Origin of the sequence: Pseudomonas sp. NY15437 (genome assembly GCF_048068435.1) — a bacterium.
GTDB lineage: Bacteria > Pseudomonadota > Gammaproteobacteria > Pseudomonadales > Pseudomonadaceae > Pseudomonas > Pseudomonas nitroreducens_B.
The window spans coordinates 155,400-174,589 of the sequence record NZ_JBLUQC010000013.1; the positions used below are offsets into that span (position 1 = coordinate 155,400).

Below are 19,190 nucleotides of genomic sequence, written 5' to 3' on the forward strand. Positions count from 1 at the left end.
CCATGCCGGTGATCGTCTCGGATATCGATCCCCAGGGCGACGATTTCGCCCGCAACCGCGAAGCCATGCTGGCGGCCGTGGCGAGCTTCCGCGAGGTGGAGCAGAAGGTGCTCGACAAGGCCGCCGAGGCCAAGCCCAAGTTCGACAAGCGCGGCCAGCTGCTGCCGCGCGAACGCCTGAACCTGCTGCTGGACCCCGGCGCGCCGTTCCTCGAAATCGCCTCGCTGGCCGGCTACAAGCTGCATGACGACAAGGACGGCACCCAGGCCGGCGGTGGCATCATCTCCGGCATCGGCTACATCGCCGGCGTGCGTTGCCTGGTCACCGCCAGCAACAGCGCGATCAAGGGCGGCACCATCTCCCCCACCGGCCTGAAAAAGACCCTGCGCCTGCAGCAGATCGCCTTCGAGAACAAGCTGCCGGTGGTGGCACTGACCGAGAGCGGCGGCGCCAACCTGAACTACGCGGCGGACATCTTCGTCGAAGGTGCGCGCGGCTTCGCCAACCAGGCGCGCATGTCGGCGGCGGGCATTCCGCAGGTCACCGTGGTGCACGGCTCGTCCACCGCCGGCGGCGCCTACCAGCCGGGGCTGTCGGACTACGTGGTGGTGGTGCGCGGCAAGGCCAAGATGTTCCTCGCCGGCCCGCCGCTGCTCAAGGCCGCCACCGGCGAGATTGCCACCGATGAGGAACTGGGCGGCGCCGAGTTGCACGCCCAGGTCGCCGGCACCGCCGAATACCTGGCGGAGAACGATGCCGACGGCGTGCGCCTGGCCCGCGAGATCCTTGCCGCGCTGCCATGGAACGCGCAGCTGCCGGCACGCCCGAAGAAGGAATGGGAGGCACCGCTGTACCCGGCCGAGGAACTGCTCGGCGTGGTCCCGGCGGACGCGAAGAAGCCCTATGACGTGCGCGAGATCGTCGCGCGCATCGCCGACGGTTCGCGCTTCCTCGACTTCAAGAACGAGTTCGACAGCCAGACCGTCTGCGGCCACCTGCACATCGAAGGCCATGCCTGCGGCCTGATCGGCAACAACGGCCCGATCACCCCGCAGGGCGCGGCCAAGGCGGCGCAGTTCATCCAACTGTGCGAGCAGAGCAACACGCCGATCCTGTTCCTGCACAACACCACCGGCTTCATGGTCGGCACCGAGTCCGAGCGCCTGGGCGTGATCAAGCACGGCTCGAAGATGATCCAGGCGGTGGCCAACGCCACAGTGCCCAAGCTCACCCTGGTCGTCGGCGGCTCCTACGGCGCCGGCAACTACGCCATGTGCGGCCGCGGGCTGGACCCGCGCTTCATCTTCGCCTGGCCCAACAGCCGCACCGCCGTGATGGGCGGCGCCCAGGCCGGCAAGGTGCTGCGCATCGTCACCGAGGAAAAGCACGCCAAGGAGGGCAAGGAGCCCGACCCGAAGATGCTCGACATGCTCGAACAGATGACCGCGCAGAAGCTCGACGCCCAGTCCACCGCGCTCTACGGCACGGCGAGCCTGTGGGACGACGGGCTGATCGATCCTCGCGACACCCGCGCGCTGCTCGGCTACCTGCTGGATATCTGCGCGGAGGCGGCCGCGCGGCCGCTCAAGGGAAATAGTTTTGGGGTAGCGAGGTTCTGACGGGAGTTCGGGAATACGGGCCAATGCCCTCTCCCCCCCCCTCTCCCTGAAGGGAGAGGGAGCCAAAGCGACCCGGCGTAAAGCGAACTTTCAGCTCGCTCCGTACAGCCCCCTCTCCCTTCAGGGAGAGGGCTGGGGAGAGGGCAAGAGATGAACGACTCAGGCTCAGGAGAACAACAACAATGATCTTCACCCAGGAACACGAAGAACTCCGCCGCACCGTCCGCAACTTCGTCGAGAAGGAGATCAATCCCTACGTCGACGAGTGGGAAAAAGCCGGCCACTTCCCCATCCATGACGTCTTCAAGAAAGCCGGCGACCTGGGCCTGCTGGGCATCTCCAAACCGGAGAAATTCGGCGGCATGGGCCTGGACTACAGCTACTCGGTGGTGGCCGCCGAAGAGTTCGGCACCATCCATTGCGGCGGCGTGCCCATGGCGCTGGGCGTGCAGACCGACATGTGCACCCCTGCCCTGGCGCGCTTCGGCTCCGACGAGCTGCGCGAGGAATTCCTCCGTCCGGCGATCGCCGGCGAGATGGTCGGCTGCATCGGCGTCTCGGAAGTGGGCGCCGGCTCCGACGTGGCGGGCCTGAAGACCACTGCGCGCAAGGATGGCGACGACTACGTCATCAACGGCAGCAAGATGTGGATCACCAACTCGCCGTCCGCCGATTTCATCTGCCTGCTGGCCAACACCTCCGACGACAAGCCCCACGTCAACAAGTCGCTGATCATGGTGCCGATGAAGACCAAGGGCATCAGCGTCAGCCCGCACCTGGACAAGCTCGGCATGCGCAGCTCGGAGACCGCCCAGGTGTTCTTCGACGACGTGCGCGTGCCGCAGCGCAACCGCATCGGCGCCGAGGGCGCGGGCTTCATGATGCAGATGCTGCAGTTCCAGGAGGAACGCCTGTTCGGCGCCGCCAGCGGCATCAAGGGCCTGGAGTACTGCGTCAACGCCACCATCGACTACTGCAAGGAGCGCAAGACCTTCGGCCAGGCGCTGATCGACAACCAAGTCATCCACTTCCGCATGGCCGAGCTGATGACCGAGATCGAGTGCCTGCGCGCCCTCACCTACCAGGCCACCGAGCAGTACATCCGCGGCAAGGACGTGACCCGCCTGGCCTCCATGGCCAAGCTCAAGGTCGGCCGCCTGGCCCGCGAAGTCACCGACGCCTGCCTGCAGTACTGGGGCGGCCAGGGCTTCATGTGGGAGAACCCGATTGCCCGCGCCTACCGTGACACCCGCCTGGTGTCCATCGGTGGCGGCGCGGACGAAATCATGCTGGGCATCATCTGCAAGCTGATGGGCACCCTGCCGGGCAAGAAGAAGGGCTGACGACGCTTTTGCTCTTGTGTAGGAGCGAGCTTGCTCGCGAACGGAGTTTCACTTGGCGTCGAGGTGCCATGCGGTTCGCGAGCAAGCTCGCTCCTACGAAGAGCCCACCGATACCGAATTGACGAGGACCCCGGCATGACCGAATTGCCGAACTGCGAAACCCTGCTGCTGGAACGTGACGGCGGCGTGCTGCACGTCACCCTGAACCGCCCGGACAGCCGCAACGCCATGAGCCTGGCGATGGTCGGCGAGCTGCGCGCGGTACTCGCCGGCGTGCGCGACGACCGTGCCGTGCGCGCCATCGTCCTGCGCGGCGCCGGCGGGCACTTCTGCGCCGGCGGCGACATCAAGGACATGGCCGGTGCCCGCGCGGCCGGTCCCGACGCGTACGCCGCGCTGAACCGCGCCTTCGGCGGCCTGCTGGAGCAGGCCCAGGCGCAGCCCCAGGTGCTGGTCGCCGTGCTGGAAGGCGCGGTGCTCGGCGGCGGCTTCGGCCTCGCCTGCGTCTCGGACATCGCCCTGGCGGCAGCCGATGCGCAATTCGGCCTGCCGGAAACCAGCCTCGGCATCCTGCCGGCGCAGATCGCGCCCTTCGTGGTCAAGCGCATCGGCCTCACCCAGGCCCGCCGCCTGGCGCTCACCGCCGCCCGTTTCGATGGCCGCGAGGCGCTGCGCCTGGGCCTGGTGCACGCCTGCGCGGACAGCGCCGAAAGCCTCGGCGAGCACCTGGCCGAGACGCTCGACCAGGTACGTCGCTGCGCCCCCGGCGCCAACGCCGCCACCAAGGCGCTGCTGCTGGCCACCGAGACCGAAGCCCTTGGCCCTCTGCTGGACGACGCCGCGCGCCAGTTCGCCGCCGCGGTGACCGGCGCGGAAGGCGCCGAAGGCACGATGGCCTTCGTGCAGAAACGCAAACCGAACTGGGCGCAGTGACTCACCGCGCACGCCAGACAACCCCCTCTCCCTTCAGGGAGAGGGATGGGGAGAGGGACAAAACCGCCATGCCCAGCTTCGACAAGATCCTGATTGCCAACCGTGGCGAGATCGCCTGCCGGGTGATCCGCACCGCCCACGACCTGGGCTACCGCACCGTGGCTGTGTACAGCGAGGCCGACGCCAACGCCCGCCATGTGCAACTGGCCGACGAAGCCGTGTGCATCGGCCCGGCCCCCGTGGGGCAGTCCTACCTGAAACCGCAAGCGATCCTCGACGCGGCGAAACGCACCGGCGCCGGCGCCGTCCACCCCGGCTACGGCTTCCTCTCGGAGAACGCAGACTTCGCCCGCGCCTGCGAGGCAGCCGGCATCGTCTTCATTGGCCCCGGTGTGGAAGCCATCCACCTGATGGGCAGCAAGCGCCTGTCGAAGATCGCCATGCTCGAGGCCGGCGTGCCCTGCATCCCCGGCTACGAAGGCGCGGAACAGGACGACGCCACACTCACCCGCGAAGCGCAGCGCATCGGCTACCCGCTGATGATCAAGGCCAGCGCCGGCGGCGGGGGACGCGGCATGCGTCTGGTGACGCGCAGCGAAGACCTTGCCGAACAACTGCGCACCGCGCGCTCGGAAGCGCAGAACGCCTTCGGCAGCGGCGAGCTGATCCTGGAGAAAGCCGTGGTGCAGCCGCGCCACGTGGAAATCCAGATATTCGGCGACCACCATGGCCACATCGTCTACCTCGGCGAGCGCGATTGCTCGGTGCAGCGCCGCCATCAGAAGGTCATCGAGGAAGCGCCCTGCCCGGTGCTCGGCGAGGAGCTGCGCGCCGCCATGGGCGAGGCCGCGGTGAAGGCCGCCGCCTCGGTGAACTATGTCGGCGCCGGCACCGTGGAATTCCTGCTGGACGCCAGCGGCGCCTTCTACTTCCTGGAGATGAACACCCGCCTGCAGGTGGAGCACCCGGTGACCGAACTGGTCACCGGTCAGGACCTGGTCGCCTGGCAGATACGCGTCGCCGAAGGTCACCCGCTGCCGCTGACCCAGGAGCAGATCCCGCTCAAGGGCCACGCCATCGAAGTGCGCCTGTACGCCGAGGACACCGGCCACGGTTTCCTCCCGCAGACCGGCCAGGTGCTGCGCTGGACGCCGCCGCAGCTCGATGGCATCCGCATCGACCATGGCCTGCGCGAAGGCCAGCCGGTCACGCCGTTCTACGACCCGATGCTGGCCAAGCTCATCGCCTACGGCGCCACCCGCGAGGAGGCCCGGCGCAAGCTGGTGCGCGCCGTCGAGGACTGCGTGCTGCTGGGTGTGACCGGCAACCAGCGCTTCCTCGCCAACCTGCTCAAGCACCCGGAATTCGCCGCGGGCAAGGCCACCACGGCGTTCATCGGCGAGCAGTTCGCCGGCGACTCGAGCCTGGCCCCGCGCCAGCCACAGGCACTGGAACTGGCCTGCGCCGCCGCCCTGCTCTACCAGGCCTCGGCCAGCGACCGCGCGCACCAGCCGGGCCTTTCCGGCTGGCGCAGCGCCGGCAGCGCGCCGTGGCGCTTCGCCCTCAAGCAGGGCGAGGAAAAGTTCGTCGTCGAGCTGGAGGTTCGCGAGCACGGTCCGCAGCCTTTACTGGTCGCGCGCGTCGGTGGCAGCGAGATCGGTCTGCGCCTGCTCGGCGAAGAAAACGGCGATGCCATCCTCGAAGCCGACGGCATCCGCCGCCGCCTGCCGTTCCACCGCGATGGCGCGCGCCTCTGGCTGTACGGCGCGGACGGTAACCTGGAGCTGCTTGACGTCACCCACGAGCCGGCCGGCGCCGCCGCCGGCGCGGGCTCCGGCACGGTGAAGGCGCCGATGGACGGCGCCATCGTCGACGTGCTGGTGGCCGAGGGCGCGCGGGTCAGCAAGGGCCAGCTGCTGCTGGTGCTGGAAGCGATGAAGATGGAGCACCCGCTCAAGGCCGGCGTCGACGGCGTGATCCGCCGGGTGCAGGTGAGCAAGGGCGAGCAGGTGAAGTCGCGGCAGTTGCTGGTGGAGGTCGAGGCGCTGGAGTCCGCCTGAACCTCTCATCCCCTCACCCCAGCCCTCTCCCCGAGAAGAGGGGGCCGATTGTGCCGGCTGAATGCACGGTTTCATCCTGCTCCGAACAGTCCCCTCTCCCTCTGGGAGAGGGTTAGGGTGAGGGCAGGCCCAGGCGCACCGGACATCAGCAAGCACATTTCACAGGAGCGGATTCATCCGCGATTCCGTCGACAACGACAACAAGAACACGGAGCCCCAACCATGTCCCTCAACGGCAAGACCCTCTTCATCACCGGCGCCAGCCGCGGCATCGGCCGCGAGATCGCCCTGCGTGCCGCGCGCGACGGCGCCAACATCGTCATCGCCGCCAAGAGCGCCGAACCCCACCCGAAACTCGAAGGCACCATCTTCAGCGTCGCCGAGGAAGTACAGGCCGCCGGCGGCCAGGCACTGGCCCTGCAGCTGGACGTACGCGATGAAAACGCCGTGCGCGAGGCGATGGCCAAGGCCGCCGGGCACTTCGGCGGCATCGACGCGCTGGTGAACAACGCCGGCGCCATCAAGCTGGTGGGCGTGGAGCGCCTGGAGCCCAAGCGCTTCGACCTGATGTACCAGATCAACACCCGCGCCGTGATGGTCTGCAGCCAGGCCGCGCTGCCCTACCTGAAGCAGAGCAAGGGCCACATCCTCAGCCTGTCGCCGCCGATCAACCTGGCCGGCAAGTGGTTCGCCCAGCACGGCCCCTACACCGTCACCAAGTACGGCATGAGCATGCTCACGCTGGGCATGCACGAGGAGTTCAAGAAGTACGGCATCAGCGTCAACGGCCTGTGGCCCAAGACCATGATCGCCACCGCCGCCATCGAATTCGAGCTGGGCAGCCGGGATGCCTTCAAGCGCGCCCGCACGCCGGCGATCATGGCCGACGCCGCCCATGCCATCCTCTCCAGCCGCGAGCGCGCCATCAGTGGCCGCCTGCTGATCGACGAAGACATTCTCCGCGAACAGGGCCAGAGCAATTTCGAGCAGTACCGCTTCGACCCCAGCGGCGGCAGCCTGGTGCCCGACCTGTTTCTCGATTGACCTCCACCCATCGCACCCCGGCCAACGGCGGATAACCGTAAACGGTTATTCGCCCTACGCCGTCATATCCACGTAGGGCGCATAACGCGGCACGCGTTATCCGCCGCATAGCCGCCAGCAGCGTGCCCCGCGGCGTTTACCAATCGACACAAACCCACCCTGGCTCTCCGACTATCCGCTCCTAGACTGCGATGAACGCTCCGCTGGCCGGTTTGCCGATCTGCCCGGCCATGCGCGCGCCCGGGCCATAGTCTGCCGCCAGGGAGCGGCCTAGAGTCGCGGCAGAGCGTCTGCACGCCAGACAACAATGACAATAAGGGCACGCGTCAATGACCCACGCCGACATCATCACCCCGACCCGCTTCCTGGCCCACCTGCCGGCCACCCTCGGCCGCGTACCCCGCATGCTGCGCGGGCTGTACTACACCGGCATACGTAACCGCGAGAAGAACCTCTCCCTGGGCTGGGCGCTGGAACGCGCCGCGCGCCTGTACCCGGACAGCCCGGCGCTGATCGACGAGCGCCGGCGGCTGTCCTACGCCCTCTTCAATGGCTGGGCCAACCGCCTGGCACGGGCCTTCCAGGCCGAAGGCGTGGGCCACGCCAGCGTGGTCGCGGTGATGCTGGAAAACCGCGCTGAACTCATGGTGGTGCTCGCCGCCCTGGCCAAGCTCGGCGCCATCGGCGCGCTGGTCAACACCACCCAGCGCGGCCAGGTGCTCAGCCATAGCTTGAACCTGGTCAAGCCCAGCCACTTCGTGGTCGGCGAAGAACTGCGCGAGGCGTTCGAGGACGTCCGCCCCGCCCTGGAGAACAGCGGCGGACGCTGCTACTGGATCGCCGACGGTGAAGACTCGGCCCAAGCCCCCGCCGGCTGGCAGAGCCTGATGCGCCTGGCCCAGGAGCAGGACTCCAACAACCTTGCCGAGACCGCGCGGGTGCGCCTGAAGGACGCCTGCTTCTACATCTACACCTCCGGCACCACCGGCCTGCCGAAAGCCTCGATCATGAGCCACGGCAAATGGATCAAGGCCTATGGCGGCTTCGGTCATTCCGGGCTCGGCCTGACCAATAGCGACGTGCTCTACCTGACCCTGCCCTGCTACCACAACAACGCCGTGACCGTGTGCTGGAGCGCCGTGCTGGCTGGCGGCGCGGCCATCGCCCTGCGCCGCCGGTTCTCCGCCAGCGCCTTCTGGAAGGACGTGCAGACCTACCAGGCGACCTGCTTCGGCTATATCGGCGAGCTCTGCCGCTACCTGCTCAATCAGCCAGAATGCGCGGAAGAGCGCGGCAACAGCCTGACCTGCATGATCGGCAACGGCCTGCGCCCGTCGATCTGGAACGAGTTCAAGGAGCGCTTCGGCATCGAGCGCATCACCGAGTTCTATGCCTCCAGCGAGGGCAACATCGGCTTCACCAATGTATTCAACTTCGACAATACGGTGGGCTTCTCGCCGGCAACCTACGCCATCGTGCGCTATGACCTGGAACACGACCAGCCAGTGCGCAATGCCCGCGGCTTCATGGAAAAGGTCGACAAGGGCGAGGCCGGCCTGCTCATCAGCGAGATCAGCGACAAGTGGCCGTTCGACGGCTACACCGACCCGGCCAAGAGCGAGGCGGTGATCTACCGCAACGTGTTCAAGGAGGGTGACGCCTGGTTCAACACCGGCGACCTGATGCGCGACATCGGCTTCAAGCACACCCAGTTCGTCGACCGCCTGGGCGACACCTTCCGCTGGAAGGGCGAGAATGTCTCCACCACCGAGGTGGAGAATGCCCTGGGCGCCTTCCCCGGTGTGGAGGATGCGGTGGTGTACGGCGTGGAGATCCCCGGCACCAATGGCCGCTGCGGCATGGCCGCGCTGCGCCTAGCCGACGGCGCCAGCCTCGACACGACGCAGCTGGCGGCGCATCTGGACCGCGAGCTGCCCGCCTACGCCGTGCCGCTGTTCCTGCGCCTGCTGGCCCAAGTGGAAACCACGGGGACCTTCAAGTACAAGAAGAACGACCTCAAGCGCAACGCCTACGATCCGTCAGCCGTGGCCGATGCGCTGTTCGTCCGGCTGCCCGGCGAGGCGGCGTACCGGCCGCTGGACGGCGCGCTGTTCGAGGCGATTCGGACGGGGGTGCATCGCTTCTGAGTGATGCTCACGCGCCGACCTGGGCGCTGCCAATCGCACCGGCGATTCTCTTCTCCGGCGGCCAGGGACCGCGTCCGGCACTGTTGCTTTTGTAGGAGCGCGCCGTGCGCGCGATCGCGGACAGAGTCCGCTCCTTCCTGATATGTCGTGCCGGGATGTGCCCTCTCCCCCGCCCTCTCCCTGAAGGGAGAGGGAGCTGTCCGTGCCGGCTGACGCTGAGGTTTCATCCTGCACCATACGGTCTCCTCTCCCTTCGGAGCGGGGCGCGCAGCCAGGGTTAGGGAGAGGGAAAAATCGTCAGCACGGGGCTTCAGATGAAAACAGTTGCTCCTACCTGATATGTCGTGCCCGGATGTGCCCTCTCCCCCGCCCTCTCCCTGAAGGGAGAGGGCGCTCTCCGTGCCGGTTGACGCTAAGGTTTCATCCTGCACCATACGGTCCCCTCTCCCTTCAGGGAGAGGGTTAGGGAGAGGGAAACACAGGCACGGACTTTCAGAAGAAGACAGCTGCTCCTACCTGAAATATCGCGCAGGGACATGCCCTCTCCCCCGCCCAGGCTACGCACCCCGCTCCGAAGGGAGAGGGAGTAGCCCGTACCGGCTGACGCCATGGACTCCTCCTGCACCGACCAGTCCCCTCTCCCTTCAGGGAGAGGGTTAGGGAGAAGGAAAAATCGCCAGCACGGGGCTTCAGATAAAGACAGTTGCTCCCACAAGGGAGCGGAGCAATCAGTTGCGGAACTGGAACTGCAGCTCGGCGCCGCGGATATCCGAGTGCCAGCTGTCATCGCCATTTTCACGCTCGTTGGGCTCGCGCTGGATCAGCCGGCCGCCCACCGCGAACGGGCTCGAGCCTGCTTTCTCGTCCTTCTGGCGGAACATCGGCGGCAGGATCGGTTTTTCTTCCTCCACCTCGCTCAGTGACTCATCCGGCTCCAGCTGATGCACCAGTTCCTTGGGCAGACGCAGGTCGAGCTTGACCGGCGGCAGCGCCTGCTTGACCACAGGGTCGACCGGTTTTTTCACCTGCGCCGGCGTCTTCGAAGGGGCCTTGGCCTCCGGCTTGATCGATGCCTCGACCGCCGGCGCCTTGGGCGAGGCCACGGCCTTGGCGGCAGCGGGCTTGGCTTCCGACTCGCGAGGCTGCTCGGCAGCTGGCTTGGGCGCGGGCGCACTGGCTGGCGCCGGGGCGGTTGCCTTGGGCGGTACAGCGGGAGCGGCCGGTACGGAGGGGGCCGGTGCCGGGGCTGGAGCGGCAACCTTGTCCTTGTGCTCGTCGCCACAGGCAGCGAGCAGCAAGGACAAACTGGCGACTACAACAATTCGGGACGTTTTCATGGAGCGGACCATCGGAAAAACCGCGCAATGCTGGCGCGTACGGCGTGGCGGAGCAAGCACCTGGCCATGACAAGCCGTTACGACCATCAGTCTGACAGACGGGGGCCGGAGCCGGCCTGTCATTGATCAAGGGTTGTCAGGCAATTCCTTCAGAGCCTTGTCGATATCCAGGGCCGGGAAGCGTTGCCGAAGACTCTCGCGCACTCGTTCAGCCTCCTCCTTCTGCCGCTTGTCCTGCAAGTCGCGCAGGCGCAACAAGCTGGCGCGTGGCTCGTCGACCTCTTCCGCCAGGGCTTGGAGCTTCCCCTGGGCCTGCGTGTCCGGCTTGCTCTGGGCATCGGAAAGCTCCCGAGCTGTTGCCTGTGCCTTGGCCTTGGCATTCTCCATGGCAATTTTCTTGCTCATCGGGGCAGGCTTGGCGAGCTCTGCCATCGAAGCGCCGGCTGCCGCGTCATCTCGCTGCGGCGCAGCCATGCTCGGCTCCGCCGCATAGGGCGCGGCGGCCGGGGCTGCCGGCGGCGCCATGGCCGGCGCAGGCGCAGGCATCATCGCCGGCGCCACTGGCGCGTCGAAGCGTTTCGGCGCCTCCTCGTAGGTGCGCAAGGTCAGGCTCAGGCCGATCCCCAGGGTCGCCAGGCCGGCCACGGCGACGCCCCAGCGCTGGCGGCTGCCGGCGCCCAGCAACCAGTGATGCAGGCGCAGGGCCAGAGACGGCGACGTGCTCTGCGCCTGGGCTCGGGCGGCGGCCAGGATGCGCGCGTCCACCTGCGCCGAGGGCTGCTCCTCGCTGTGCCGGCGGTAGTGCTCGAGCACTGCCTGCTCGCGCGGATCGCGGTTCATGGGTTCACCTCCTCGGTCACCGACGGGTCGGACAGCAACCGACGCAATTTCTGCAGCGCATAGCGCAGCCGGCTCTTCACGGTTTCTGCCGGCGTTTTCGTCAGCTCGGCAATTTCGCTCAGCTCCAGGTCGCCGTGGGCACGCAGGAGGAACACTTCGCGCTGCTCTTGCGGCAGTTCCTGCAAGGCGCCCTGCAGGCGCTGCTGGTCGCGGGCCAGGCTCAGTTCGCGTTCGGGGTCGACACCCTCGCCGTCCAGCGCCTCGCCATGCAGCTGCTCGTCGAAGCTTTCCTGTCGCCCAAGCTGGCGGCCCAGCTTGCGCCAATGGTCGATCAGGCGGTTGCGGCCGATCTGGTACAGCCAGGTCTTGAAGCTGGCCGCGCCTAGTGGCTGGCTGTCGCTGCGGATCAGGCTCAGCCAGGTTTCCTGGAACACTTCCTCGGCCTGGGCGGTGTCGCCGCACAGGCCGCAGAGGAAGCGGAACAGGCCCAGGCGATGGCGAGCGTAAAGCTCGCCGAAAGCTTCGGCGTCGCCGTGTCGATAACGCCGCAGCAACGCCGCGTCGTTTTCATCCGTGAGGGGTGTCTTCAACTTGCTCGATCCATTGCGGGGCGGGTGTCGGCTGGCGTCTCGCCAGTGGCCGAGTATCGCCGATGGCGCAGGCGCCGGGGTAGCGCGGTGGCGGGCAGGCGGAAGCTCGGGTGTGGCAAGCGGCACGGTGGCGGCCTCGTCGAGGGGTCAACTTCCTTGGACGAGGCGACGTGGGTAAACGGGTTAACGCCAATATCAAGCCGTTTACGTAGGAGCGGACTCCGTCCGCGATCGTATCCGGCAAGAGGCGGACCTATCGCGGACGAAGTCCGCTCCTGCGCAAGCCAAGCGCCTACGCGGCGATCAGTTCTTCCTGGCAAAGCTGGTTGGCCAGCATGCCGAGGGTCATGATCGCCCGCTCCGCCTCGCGGTCCCAGGGTATGCCACAGGTCAGGCGCAGGCAGTTGTTGAACTGCTCGGTGTTACTGAAGATCAGCCCCGGCGCAATGCTGATGCCCTGCTCCAGCGCCCGCACGTGCAGCTCCTTGGTGTTTACCTTGGCCGGCAGGCTGACCCAGAGGATGAAACCGCCCTTGGGCCGGGTCATCTGCGTGCCTTCGGGGAAGTACTGCTGCACCGCCAGCTGGTAGGCGGTCATGTTCTTCCGGTACTCCTGGCGGATGTAGCGCAGGTGCCGGTCGTAGCCGCCGTTTTCCAGGTAGGCCGCCACGCCCATCTGGGTCACGGTGCACGCGGAATGGGTGGTGAAGGTCTGCAACCGGCGGATTTCCTCCTGGTAGCGCTCGGTGATGATCCAGCCGATGCGCACCCCGGGGGAAATCGTCTTGGAGAAGCTCGAGCAATACACCACGCGGCCATCGCGATCGTGGGCCTTGAGCGCCTTGGTCTGGCCCTGGTCGAACATCAGCTCGCCGTAGATGTCGTCCTCGATCACCCCGATGTTGTGCTCGGCGGTGAGCTTGAGCAGCGCCTTCTGGCGATCTTCGGGTATGGTCCCGCCGAGCGGGTTGCTCAGCCGCGCGGTCAGCACCAGCGCCTTGATCGGCCACTGGTTGGCGGCCAGTTGCAACGCCTCCAGGCTGATGCCGGTGAGGGGGTCGCTGGGAATCTCGATGACCTTCAGGCCCAGGATGTCGGCCAACTGCAGCAGGCCGTAGTAGCTCGGCGACTCGGTGGCGATCAGGTCGCCCGGGCGGGTCATCACGCGCAAGGCCATGTGGATGGCGTCCACGCAGCCATGGGTGATGGTCACCTGGGTCGGATCGACCACCACGCCGGCATCGCGCATGCGGATCGCCACCTGGCGGCGCAGCGGCTCGTAGCCGGGGCTGAACATGTAGCTGAAGGCGCGCGGGCTGGAAAAGCGCGTGACCTTGGCCAATTGCTGGTGCAACGCGCGGACCGGCAGGTAGTCCACGTGCGGCACTGCGGCGCCCAACGGGAACACGCCTTCGCGGCGCGCTTCGGCGAGCACCTGGTTGATGATGCTGCTGCGGGTGACCAGGCCGGGGCGTTCGACGCGGGCGATGTCCGGGGTCGAGGCGGTCAGCGCCGGCGTACGGTGCACGTAGAAGCCGGACTGCGGGCGCGCGCGGATCAGGCCCTGGTCTTCGAGGGTGGCATAGGCCTGGAGCACCGTGGCATGACTGACGTTGAGCTGGGTGCTCAGCTTGCGCACGGACGGCACGCGCTCGCCCGGCTGGTAGACACCACGACGGATGTCTTCCGCCAGTTGCTGGGCGATGCGCTGGTACAGCAGCAGATTGGACATGACGGCCATCCCTCGGTCATTGAACCGAAACAGTAGCCAAAAACCGGAAACTGTTCCAGAACAGTCGGAGGCATTCCGTCCGATACAGTTGCGCCGTCCCGCCCGCTCAGATCTCCCCGAGCCAGTCCAGCAGCCCGGCCACCACCAGTTGGGCGTCGGTGGTCAGGCCGAGTTTCTGCATGGCATTGCGCTTGTGGGTGCTGATGGTGGACACGCTGCGGTTGGTCCGTTCGGCGATTTCCCCCACCGTGGCGCCATGGGCCAGGCGACGGATGATATCGATCTCGGTGGGGCTCAGTGGCTTGCCGGTATGCCGCGGCGGCCGCAGCATCGGGTCGATGTAGGTTTCGCCCTTGCGAATGCGGGCGAAGGCTTCGTCCAGCAGGTTCAACGGGTTGCGCTTGCACACGTAGCCCACCGCGCCGCACTTGACCGCCGCGCTCGCCAGCAGCGGCGCGCCCATGACCGAGTAGACCAGCACCGGCACGTCCGGATGGTGGCGCTGCAGCCACTCGATCAGGTGCACGCCGTCACGCCCGCGGGCACCGGGCAGCGCCAGCTCGACGATGGCCAGGTCGACCTCGGGATGGGCATCGAGCACATCCAGCAGGCTGTCGGTGTCGCTGACGAAGGCTTTCACCTGCGCCAGTTCACGCTCCAGCAGATAGCGTTCCAGGCCCCAACCAATCATCGGTTGCGGGTCCGCCACGATTACATTCAACAGCTTGTTTTCCGAAGGCATCTGGTTCTCTCGTTTACAGCTCCCCTGAGGGGATTAGTCGCACCTGGTTATTTTCGCCAAGCTGCGACTCGAAAATTTTCGAGATGCCCCAGACGAAAAACCCCGGAGCCAAGGCATCCGGGGTTTTCCTGTGACGGGATATTGCGAAGGGGTCAGCGCTCGGCGCCGAGCTGGCCCTTCTCGTCGGAGAAGACGATCTCCACCCGGCGGTTCTGCGCGCGCCCCAGCGAGGAGGCATTGTCCGACACCGGATAGGCCTCGCCGTAGCCCTGCACCTGAATGCGTTTGGCGTCCACCCCCAGGTCGGTCAGGGCGTCCGCCACGGCCTGCGCGCGATCCCTGGACAGTTGCAGGTTCTGCTCGCGGTCGCCCTCGGCATCGGTGTAGCCCTCGATGCGGATCACACGGCGCGGATTGAGCTGGAGGAACTGCACCACCTTGAGTACGGTGCGGTTGGCCGCCGGCGTGAGATCCGCCGCGCCGCTGTCGAACAGCACGTCCCCCAGGGTCAGCACCAGGCCGCGCTCGGTTTCGTTGGTGGCGAGGCTGACCATCTGCTGCTCCAGCCACTTGCTCTGCTCCTGCACATTGAGCAGGCGGGCCTCGCGCATCGCCAGCTGCAGGCGCTCGCGCTCCAGCTGCTGCTTGCCCAGGCGCTCCTGGTTCAGCGCCAGGTTGCTGTGCTCGCGGGCGATCTCGCTGTAGCGCTGGCTGAGATAGGCGTATTGCAATACGTCATCGCTGCTGCCCCAGTAATTGGACAGGCGTTCGGCACGGGCCAGCGACTCGCCGGCGCGGATCACGTCTTTCGGCGCGCTGCGCAGGACGGCGGAATCTTCCTTCACCGCCTGGAATTGCAGGCGTGCCTGCTCCAGGGACTTCTCGCTGAGCTGGCTGTTGGCGCAGCCGGCCAGCAGCGCGGCGGCGGACACTGCGGCGATCCATGCGGCGCCACGACGCAACAGTTGTACGGGAGTCATTGCACCTCTCCCAACTGTTTGCGCAGGCGGTTGATGCTCTTGTTCTGCTCGGCCAACTGCTCGGCGCTCTTGCGCGTCAGCTCCTTGGCCTCGGCGAGACGGGCGTCGAGCTCGGCCTGTTCGGCCAGTTGCCGGGCCTTCTTGTTCGAGCCGACCGCCAGGGCGCCCTTGGCGGCCTGGTACTTGTCGTCGGCGAGCTTCAGCTCGGCCAGGTCATCGGTCGCGCCCACGGCCTTGGCCTGTTCCAGCGCCTGCTCGGTGAGGCGCATCTGCTCGTTGGGTGCCGGGTCGTTCGTCGCACAGCCGGCCAGTGCACACAGCGCCAGGCCGGCGACCATCATCCGTCGATTGATCACGAAATCTCTTGTCCTACTCGGTGGGAGTGCTGGCAGGCTGCAATTGCTGGGCCTTCCAGCGGGCCAGGTTGTCCTGCAGCAGGCGCTGCGGGACTCCGGCGGCCGTCAATTCTGTCATTTTTTTCGCCAGTTGTCCGCGCAGCCACGGGTCGTTGCAGGCCGAGTTGTGCGCCACGGTCAGGTACAGACCTTCGCTGGAGACCGGCGGTTCCAGGGGCTGCAGGTCGTCGGCCATGCCGAGCGTATCGGCCACCGCCAGGCCGGGATAGTGCTCGTAGATCACATAGTCCGAACGCTTGAGCAGCAGCTTCTGGAAGGCCTGGGTCAGGCTGGGCACTTCTTCCAGGGTCAGCTCCTGCTTGGCGAAGGCGTCGAAGTCCGGGCCGAAGCTGTTGTTCACCAGAGTGCCACCCTTCAGGCCCTTGAGGTCGTCACGACCACGGTAGGGCGACGTGGCGTCCTTGCGCATCCACACCACGTTGTCGGTGGTGAGGAAGGCCGGGTGGATGTAATCCATGGTTTCCAGCCGCGGCGGGGTGAGGAAGGCGCCGGCGATCAGGTCGACCCGCCCCAGGCGCGCCTCTTCCTGCGCGCGCGCCCAGGAGCCGGTGTAGATCACGCGGATACTTACCCCGACCGCCTTGCCGATCTGCTCCAGCAGATCGGCATTGGCGCCGATCAGGCGCTCGGGCTGCGCCGGGTCGCGCCACAGGTAGGGCGGGTATTCCGGGTTGCCGGTGGCCACCAGGCGCTCGCACTTGCCGGCCGCGACACTGGCCAGGGGCATGGAGAAAGTCACCAGCAACAGTGCCGCACGGAGCATCGTGGAGCAGTCAGGCATCGGTAGTCTCGCTCACCAGAAGAAAGAACGGCCATGCTTAGAGCCGCAAAATGCTAGCGTAAAGCACACCGACCCGATTTGGTAATAAGGACTTCTCATGAAGAAAGCCCTTCTGGCCCTTCTACTGGCGATAGCCGTTGCCGCTGGCGTCCTCTACGCCTTCCCCTCCACCCTCCTGGCCACCGCGCAGTACGTCGAAAGCGCCCGCGCTCGGCTGTCGAGCAACAGCCTGCAGGTCGATGACCTGAACATCACTTATTACGAGGGCGGCCCGGAGAAGGCGCAGACCATCCTGCTGATCCACGGCTTCGGCGCGGACAAGAGCAACTGGCCGCGCTTCGCCCGCTTCCTGACCAAGGACTACCACGTCATCGCCGTCGACCTGCCGGGCTTCGGCGACAGCAGCAAGCCCGCCAACATCAGCTACGACGTGGGCACCCAGGCCGAGCGCCTGGCCGACTTCATGCGCGAACAGGGTATCGGCCGCTTCCACGTGGTGGGCAACTCCATGGGCGGGCACATCGCCGCGCTGCTGGCGGCGCGACATCCACAGGAAGTCTTGTCGGTCGCGCTGTTCGACAACGCCGGCGTCACGGCGCCACACCAGAGCGAGTTGTTCGAGCGCCTGCTCAAGGGCGGCGACAATCCGCTGGTGCTGCGCTCGGTGGATGACTTCCCCGCCCTGCTCGACTTCGTCTTCGTGCAGAAGCCTCCTCTGCCGGCGCGACTGCGCGATTACCTGGCCGAACGCTCGCTGGAGCGCAGCGCCTTCAACGGCATGGTCTTCCAGCAGTTGCGCGAACGCTATATTCCGCTGGAGCCGGAGCTGCCGAAGATCACCGCGCCGACCCTGCTGCTGTGGGGCGACCGCGACCGGGTGCTGGACGTTTCCAGCATCGAGGTGATGAAGCCGCTGCTGAAGAAGCCCAGCGTGGCGATCCTGCGCGATTGCGGCCACGTGCCGATGATCGAGCGCCCCGAGGAAACCGCCCGCCTCTACCTGGACTTCCTGCAGCAGAACCACACGCCGGTGACGGCGGCGAACTGAATCCGACAGAAGCAGAAACGGCGCCCTGGGGCGCCGTTTCCTTATGTACCGAACTCAGAGCTGGATCAGATTCGGAATCTGCACGTCCGGGTTGACGTCCTGCTCGTAGTCCACGCCGGCGATCTCGAAGCCGAACAGGCGCAGGAACTCGGTCTTGTAGCCGGTGAAGTCGGTCAACTGGTACAGGTTTTCGTTGGTCACCTTATTCCACAGGTCCTTCACGGTGTCCTGCACGTCCGGCCGCAGTTCCTTGTAGTCGGCGCGCAGGCGGCCGTCGGCGTCCAGGTGCGGCTCGGCGCCGTACAGGCTCTCGCGGAACAGGCCGTCGACCTGCTCGATGCAGCCTTCGTGGGTGCCCTTCTCCTTCATCACCTTGAACAGCAGCGACAGGTACAGCGGCATCATCGGGATGGCCGAGCTGGCCTGGGTGACCACGGCCTTCAGCACGGAAACGCGAGCGTCGCCACCGGTGGCCGCCAGCTTCTCGCGAATGCCCAGGACCTTCTGGTCCAGGTCCTTCTTGGCGGCGCCGATGGAGCCGTTCCAGTACAGGTCGTGGGTGATTTCTTCGCCCAGGTAGGTAAAGGCGGTGGTCTTGGCGCCATCGGCCAGCACGCCGGCTTCCTGCAGCGCATCGATCCACATCTGCCAGTCTTCGCCGCCCATCACCGCCACGGTGTTGGCGATCTCGGCTTCGGTGGCCGGCTCCATCACGCTTTCCTTGATCACTTCCTTGTCGGTGTCCAGGCCACGGAAGTTGACGGTCTTGCCGACCGGCTTGAGCACGGAATTGAAGACCTCGCCGGTCTTGGGATGGGTACGGCGCGGCGCGGCCAGGCTGTAGACGACCAGGTCGACCTTGCCCAGGTCCTGCTTGATGGTGTCGATGGTGACCTGCTTCACCTCATCGGAGAAGGCGTCGCCGTTGATGCTGCGCGCATACAGGCCCTTGGCGTGGGCAAATTTCTCGAAGGCGGCGGAGTTGTACCAGCCGGCGGTGCCCGCCTTGGTCTCGCTGCCGGGGCGCTCGAAGAACACGCCCAGGGTGTCGGCGCCGGCGCCAAAGGCGGCGCTGATGCGCGCGGCGAGGCCGTAGCCGGTGGAGGAACCGATGACCAGGACCTTCTTCGGACCGTTGGCGATGGGGCCGTGCGCCTCGACGTAGTCGATCTGTTCCTTGACGTTGGCTTCACAGCCGGTCGGGTGGGTAGTGACGCAGATGAAGCCACGCACGCGCGGTTTGATGATCATGAAAACCTCGGTAGCCAGGTGTCGATTGAACACATTCAGGAACTGGAGACGTCGCGCATTGTAGATGAGACACCTTCGCCGGTGGACTTCTCGGCAAAGATTCGTGACCAATGGGTCATCGGCGCGGCGAAACGACCATTCCCGAGGAAAATCAGGGACCTGAAATGAAAGAACCCGCCACGTGGGGCGGGTTCCTTCCTTGAGCGGATCGGGCTTAGACGGCCTTTTCCAGCTCCGGTACGGCTTCGAACAGGTCGGCGACCAGGCCGTAGTCGGCCACCTGGAAGATCGGCGCCTCTTCGTCCTTGTTGATCGCAACGATCACTT

Annotated in this window: 16 protein-coding genes and 1 pseudogene; 7 read left to right on the forward strand and 10 right to left on the reverse strand. The window is 66.4% G+C overall.

Annotated elements, in window-relative coordinates; genetic code table 11:
• The first annotated feature begins 2 nt into the window (after positions 1-2).
• From atuC to ACNFIA_RS25170, 6 genes are all read left to right on the forward strand, one after another.
• Positions 3-1,619 (forward strand): geranyl-CoA carboxylase subunit beta, encoded by a 1,617-nt coding sequence (gene atuC, locus ACNFIA_RS25145; RefSeq protein WP_416789663.1) that lies wholly within the window; start codon positions 3-5, stop codon positions 1,617-1,619.
• 182 nt (positions 1,620-1,801) lie between these two features.
• The gene (gene atuD, locus ACNFIA_RS25150) at positions 1,802-2,962 is read left to right on the forward strand and encodes a citronellyl-CoA dehydrogenase (RefSeq protein WP_416789664.1); all 1,161 of its coding nucleotides are present in this window, start codon (positions 1,802-1,804) and stop codon (positions 2,960-2,962) included.
• 135 nt (positions 2,963-3,097) lie between these two features.
• The gene (atuE, locus tag ACNFIA_RS25155; RefSeq protein ID WP_259756066.1) at positions 3,098-3,895 is read left to right on the forward strand and encodes an isohexenylglutaconyl-CoA hydratase; all 798 of its coding nucleotides are present in this window, start codon (positions 3,098-3,100) and stop codon (positions 3,893-3,895) included.
• A gap of 68 nt (positions 3,896-3,963) precedes the next feature.
• A complete protein-coding gene (atuF, locus tag ACNFIA_RS25160; protein WP_416789666.1) occupies positions 3,964-5,955 on the forward strand; it encodes a geranyl-CoA carboxylase subunit apha in 1,992 nt (663 codons plus the stop codon).
• A 222-nt stretch (positions 5,956-6,177) separates the two neighbouring features.
• Complete coding sequence (locus ACNFIA_RS25165; protein ID WP_416789668.1) at positions 6,178-6,999, forward strand: SDR family oxidoreductase; 822 nt, start codon at positions 6,178-6,180, stop codon at positions 6,997-6,999.
• A 329-nt stretch (positions 7,000-7,328) separates the two neighbouring features.
• Positions 7,329-9,146 carry a long-chain-acyl-CoA synthetase gene (locus ACNFIA_RS25170; RefSeq protein ID WP_416789669.1) on the forward strand — a complete coding sequence of 606 codons (1,818 nt, stop codon included), beginning with the start codon at positions 7,329-7,331 and terminating at the stop codon, positions 9,144-9,146.
• A gap of 728 nt (positions 9,147-9,874) precedes the next feature.
• On the opposite strand, the gene ACNFIA_RS25175 is transcribed toward ACNFIA_RS25170, so the two are convergent.
• From ACNFIA_RS25175 to ACNFIA_RS25210, 8 genes are all read right to left on the reverse strand, one after another.
• The gene (locus tag ACNFIA_RS25175; RefSeq protein ID WP_416789671.1) at positions 9,875-10,483 is read right to left on the reverse strand and encodes a hypothetical protein; all 609 of its coding nucleotides are present in this window, start codon (positions 10,481-10,483) and stop codon (positions 9,875-9,877) included.
• 126 nt (positions 10,484-10,609) lie between these two features.
• On the reverse strand, positions 10,610-11,323 hold the full coding sequence (locus ACNFIA_RS25180) for a hypothetical protein (RefSeq protein ID WP_416789672.1): 714 nt from the start codon (positions 11,321-11,323) through the stop codon (positions 10,610-10,612).
• A complete protein-coding gene (locus tag ACNFIA_RS25185) occupies positions 11,320-11,913 on the reverse strand; it encodes an RNA polymerase sigma factor (RefSeq protein WP_416789673.1) in 594 nt (197 codons plus the stop codon). Before ACNFIA_RS25185 ends, ACNFIA_RS25180 begins: the two co-directional genes overlap by 4 nt.
• 292 nt (positions 11,914-12,205) lie before the next feature.
• Positions 12,206-13,645 (reverse strand): PLP-dependent aminotransferase family protein, encoded by a 1,440-nt coding sequence (locus ACNFIA_RS25190; protein ID WP_259756075.1) that lies wholly within the window; start codon positions 13,643-13,645, stop codon positions 12,206-12,208.
• A gap of 106 nt (positions 13,646-13,751) precedes the next feature.
• A complete protein-coding gene (locus tag ACNFIA_RS25195) occupies positions 13,752-14,387 on the reverse strand; it encodes a response regulator transcription factor (RefSeq protein WP_259756077.1) in 636 nt (211 codons plus the stop codon).
• A 152-nt stretch (positions 14,388-14,539) separates the two neighbouring features.
• Complete coding sequence (locus ACNFIA_RS25200) at positions 14,540-15,367, reverse strand: OmpA family protein (RefSeq protein WP_416789675.1); 828 nt, start codon at positions 15,365-15,367, stop codon at positions 14,540-14,542.
• The gene (locus ACNFIA_RS25205; protein ID WP_416789692.1) at positions 15,364-15,708 is read right to left on the reverse strand and encodes a DUF4398 domain-containing protein; all 345 of its coding nucleotides are present in this window, start codon (positions 15,706-15,708) and stop codon (positions 15,364-15,366) included. The genes ACNFIA_RS25200 and ACNFIA_RS25205 overlap by 4 nt, the downstream gene beginning before the upstream one ends.
• A gap of 28 nt (positions 15,709-15,736) precedes the next feature.
• On the reverse strand, positions 15,737-16,564 hold the full coding sequence (locus ACNFIA_RS25210; protein WP_416789676.1) for a substrate-binding periplasmic protein: 828 nt from the start codon (positions 16,562-16,564) through the stop codon (positions 15,737-15,739).
• A 97-nt stretch (positions 16,565-16,661) separates the two neighbouring features.
• Here ACNFIA_RS25210 and ACNFIA_RS25215 point away from each other — a divergent pair, with 97 nt between their 5' ends.
• Positions 16,662-17,612 carry an alpha/beta fold hydrolase gene (locus tag ACNFIA_RS25215; protein WP_416789678.1) on the forward strand — a complete coding sequence of 317 codons (951 nt, stop codon included), beginning with the start codon at positions 16,662-16,664 and terminating at the stop codon, positions 17,610-17,612.
• A 54-nt stretch (positions 17,613-17,666) separates the two neighbouring features.
• Here ACNFIA_RS25215 and fabV read toward each other — a convergent pair whose 3' ends face one another.
• Positions 17,667-18,863, reverse strand: coding sequence for an enoyl-ACP reductase FabV (fabV, locus tag ACNFIA_RS25220; RefSeq protein ID WP_416789680.1), 1,197 nt, complete (start codon positions 18,861-18,863; stop codon positions 17,667-17,669).
• A gap of 214 nt (positions 18,864-19,077) precedes the next feature.
• A pseudogene (locus tag ACNFIA_RS25225) lies at positions 19,078-19,190 on the reverse strand (electron transfer flavoprotein subunit alpha/FixB family protein); the annotation flags it as partial.

Excerpts from the sequence above, each read along its gene's own strand:
- atuC (WP_416789663.1), top strand. The coding sequence starts at position 3 with ATGCCGGTGATCGTCTCGGATATCGATCCCCAGGGCGACGATTTCGCC.
- atuD (WP_416789664.1), top strand. The coding sequence starts at position 1,802 with ATGATCTTCACCCAGGAACACGAAGAACTCCGCCGCACCGTCCGCAAC.
- atuE (WP_259756066.1), top strand. The coding sequence starts at position 3,098 with ATGACCGAATTGCCGAACTGCGAAACCCTGCTGCTGGAACGTGACGGC.
- atuF (WP_416789666.1), top strand. The coding sequence starts at position 3,964 with ATGCCCAGCTTCGACAAGATCCTGATTGCCAACCGTGGCGAGATCGCC.
- ACNFIA_RS25165 (WP_416789668.1), top strand. The coding sequence starts at position 6,178 with ATGTCCCTCAACGGCAAGACCCTCTTCATCACCGGCGCCAGCCGCGGC.
- ACNFIA_RS25170 (WP_416789669.1), top strand. The coding sequence starts at position 7,329 with ATGACCCACGCCGACATCATCACCCCGACCCGCTTCCTGGCCCACCTG.
- ACNFIA_RS25175 (WP_416789671.1), bottom strand. The coding sequence starts at position 10,483 with ATGAAAACGTCCCGAATTGTTGTAGTCGCCAGTTTGTCCTTGCTGCTC.
- ACNFIA_RS25180 (WP_416789672.1), bottom strand. The coding sequence starts at position 11,323 with ATGAACCGCGATCCGCGCGAGCAGGCAGTGCTCGAGCACTACCGCCGG.
- ACNFIA_RS25190 (WP_259756075.1), bottom strand. The coding sequence starts at position 13,645 with ATGTCCAATCTGCTGCTGTACCAGCGCATCGCCCAGCAACTGGCGGAA.
- ACNFIA_RS25195 (WP_259756077.1), bottom strand. The coding sequence starts at position 14,387 with ATGCCTTCGGAAAACAAGCTGTTGAATGTAATCGTGGCGGACCCGCAA.
- ACNFIA_RS25200 (WP_416789675.1), bottom strand. The coding sequence starts at position 15,367 with ATGACTCCCGTACAACTGTTGCGTCGTGGCGCCGCATGGATCGCCGCA.
- ACNFIA_RS25205 (WP_416789692.1), bottom strand. The coding sequence starts at position 15,708 with ATGATGGTCGCCGGCCTGGCGCTGTGTGCACTGGCCGGCTGTGCGACG.
- ACNFIA_RS25210 (WP_416789676.1), bottom strand. The coding sequence starts at position 16,564 with ATGCCTGACTGCTCCACGATGCTCCGTGCGGCACTGTTGCTGGTGACT.
- ACNFIA_RS25215 (WP_416789678.1), top strand. The coding sequence starts at position 16,662 with ATGAAGAAAGCCCTTCTGGCCCTTCTACTGGCGATAGCCGTTGCCGCT.
- fabV (WP_416789680.1), bottom strand. The coding sequence starts at position 18,863 with ATGATCATCAAACCGCGCGTGCGTGGCTTCATCTGCGTCACTACCCAC.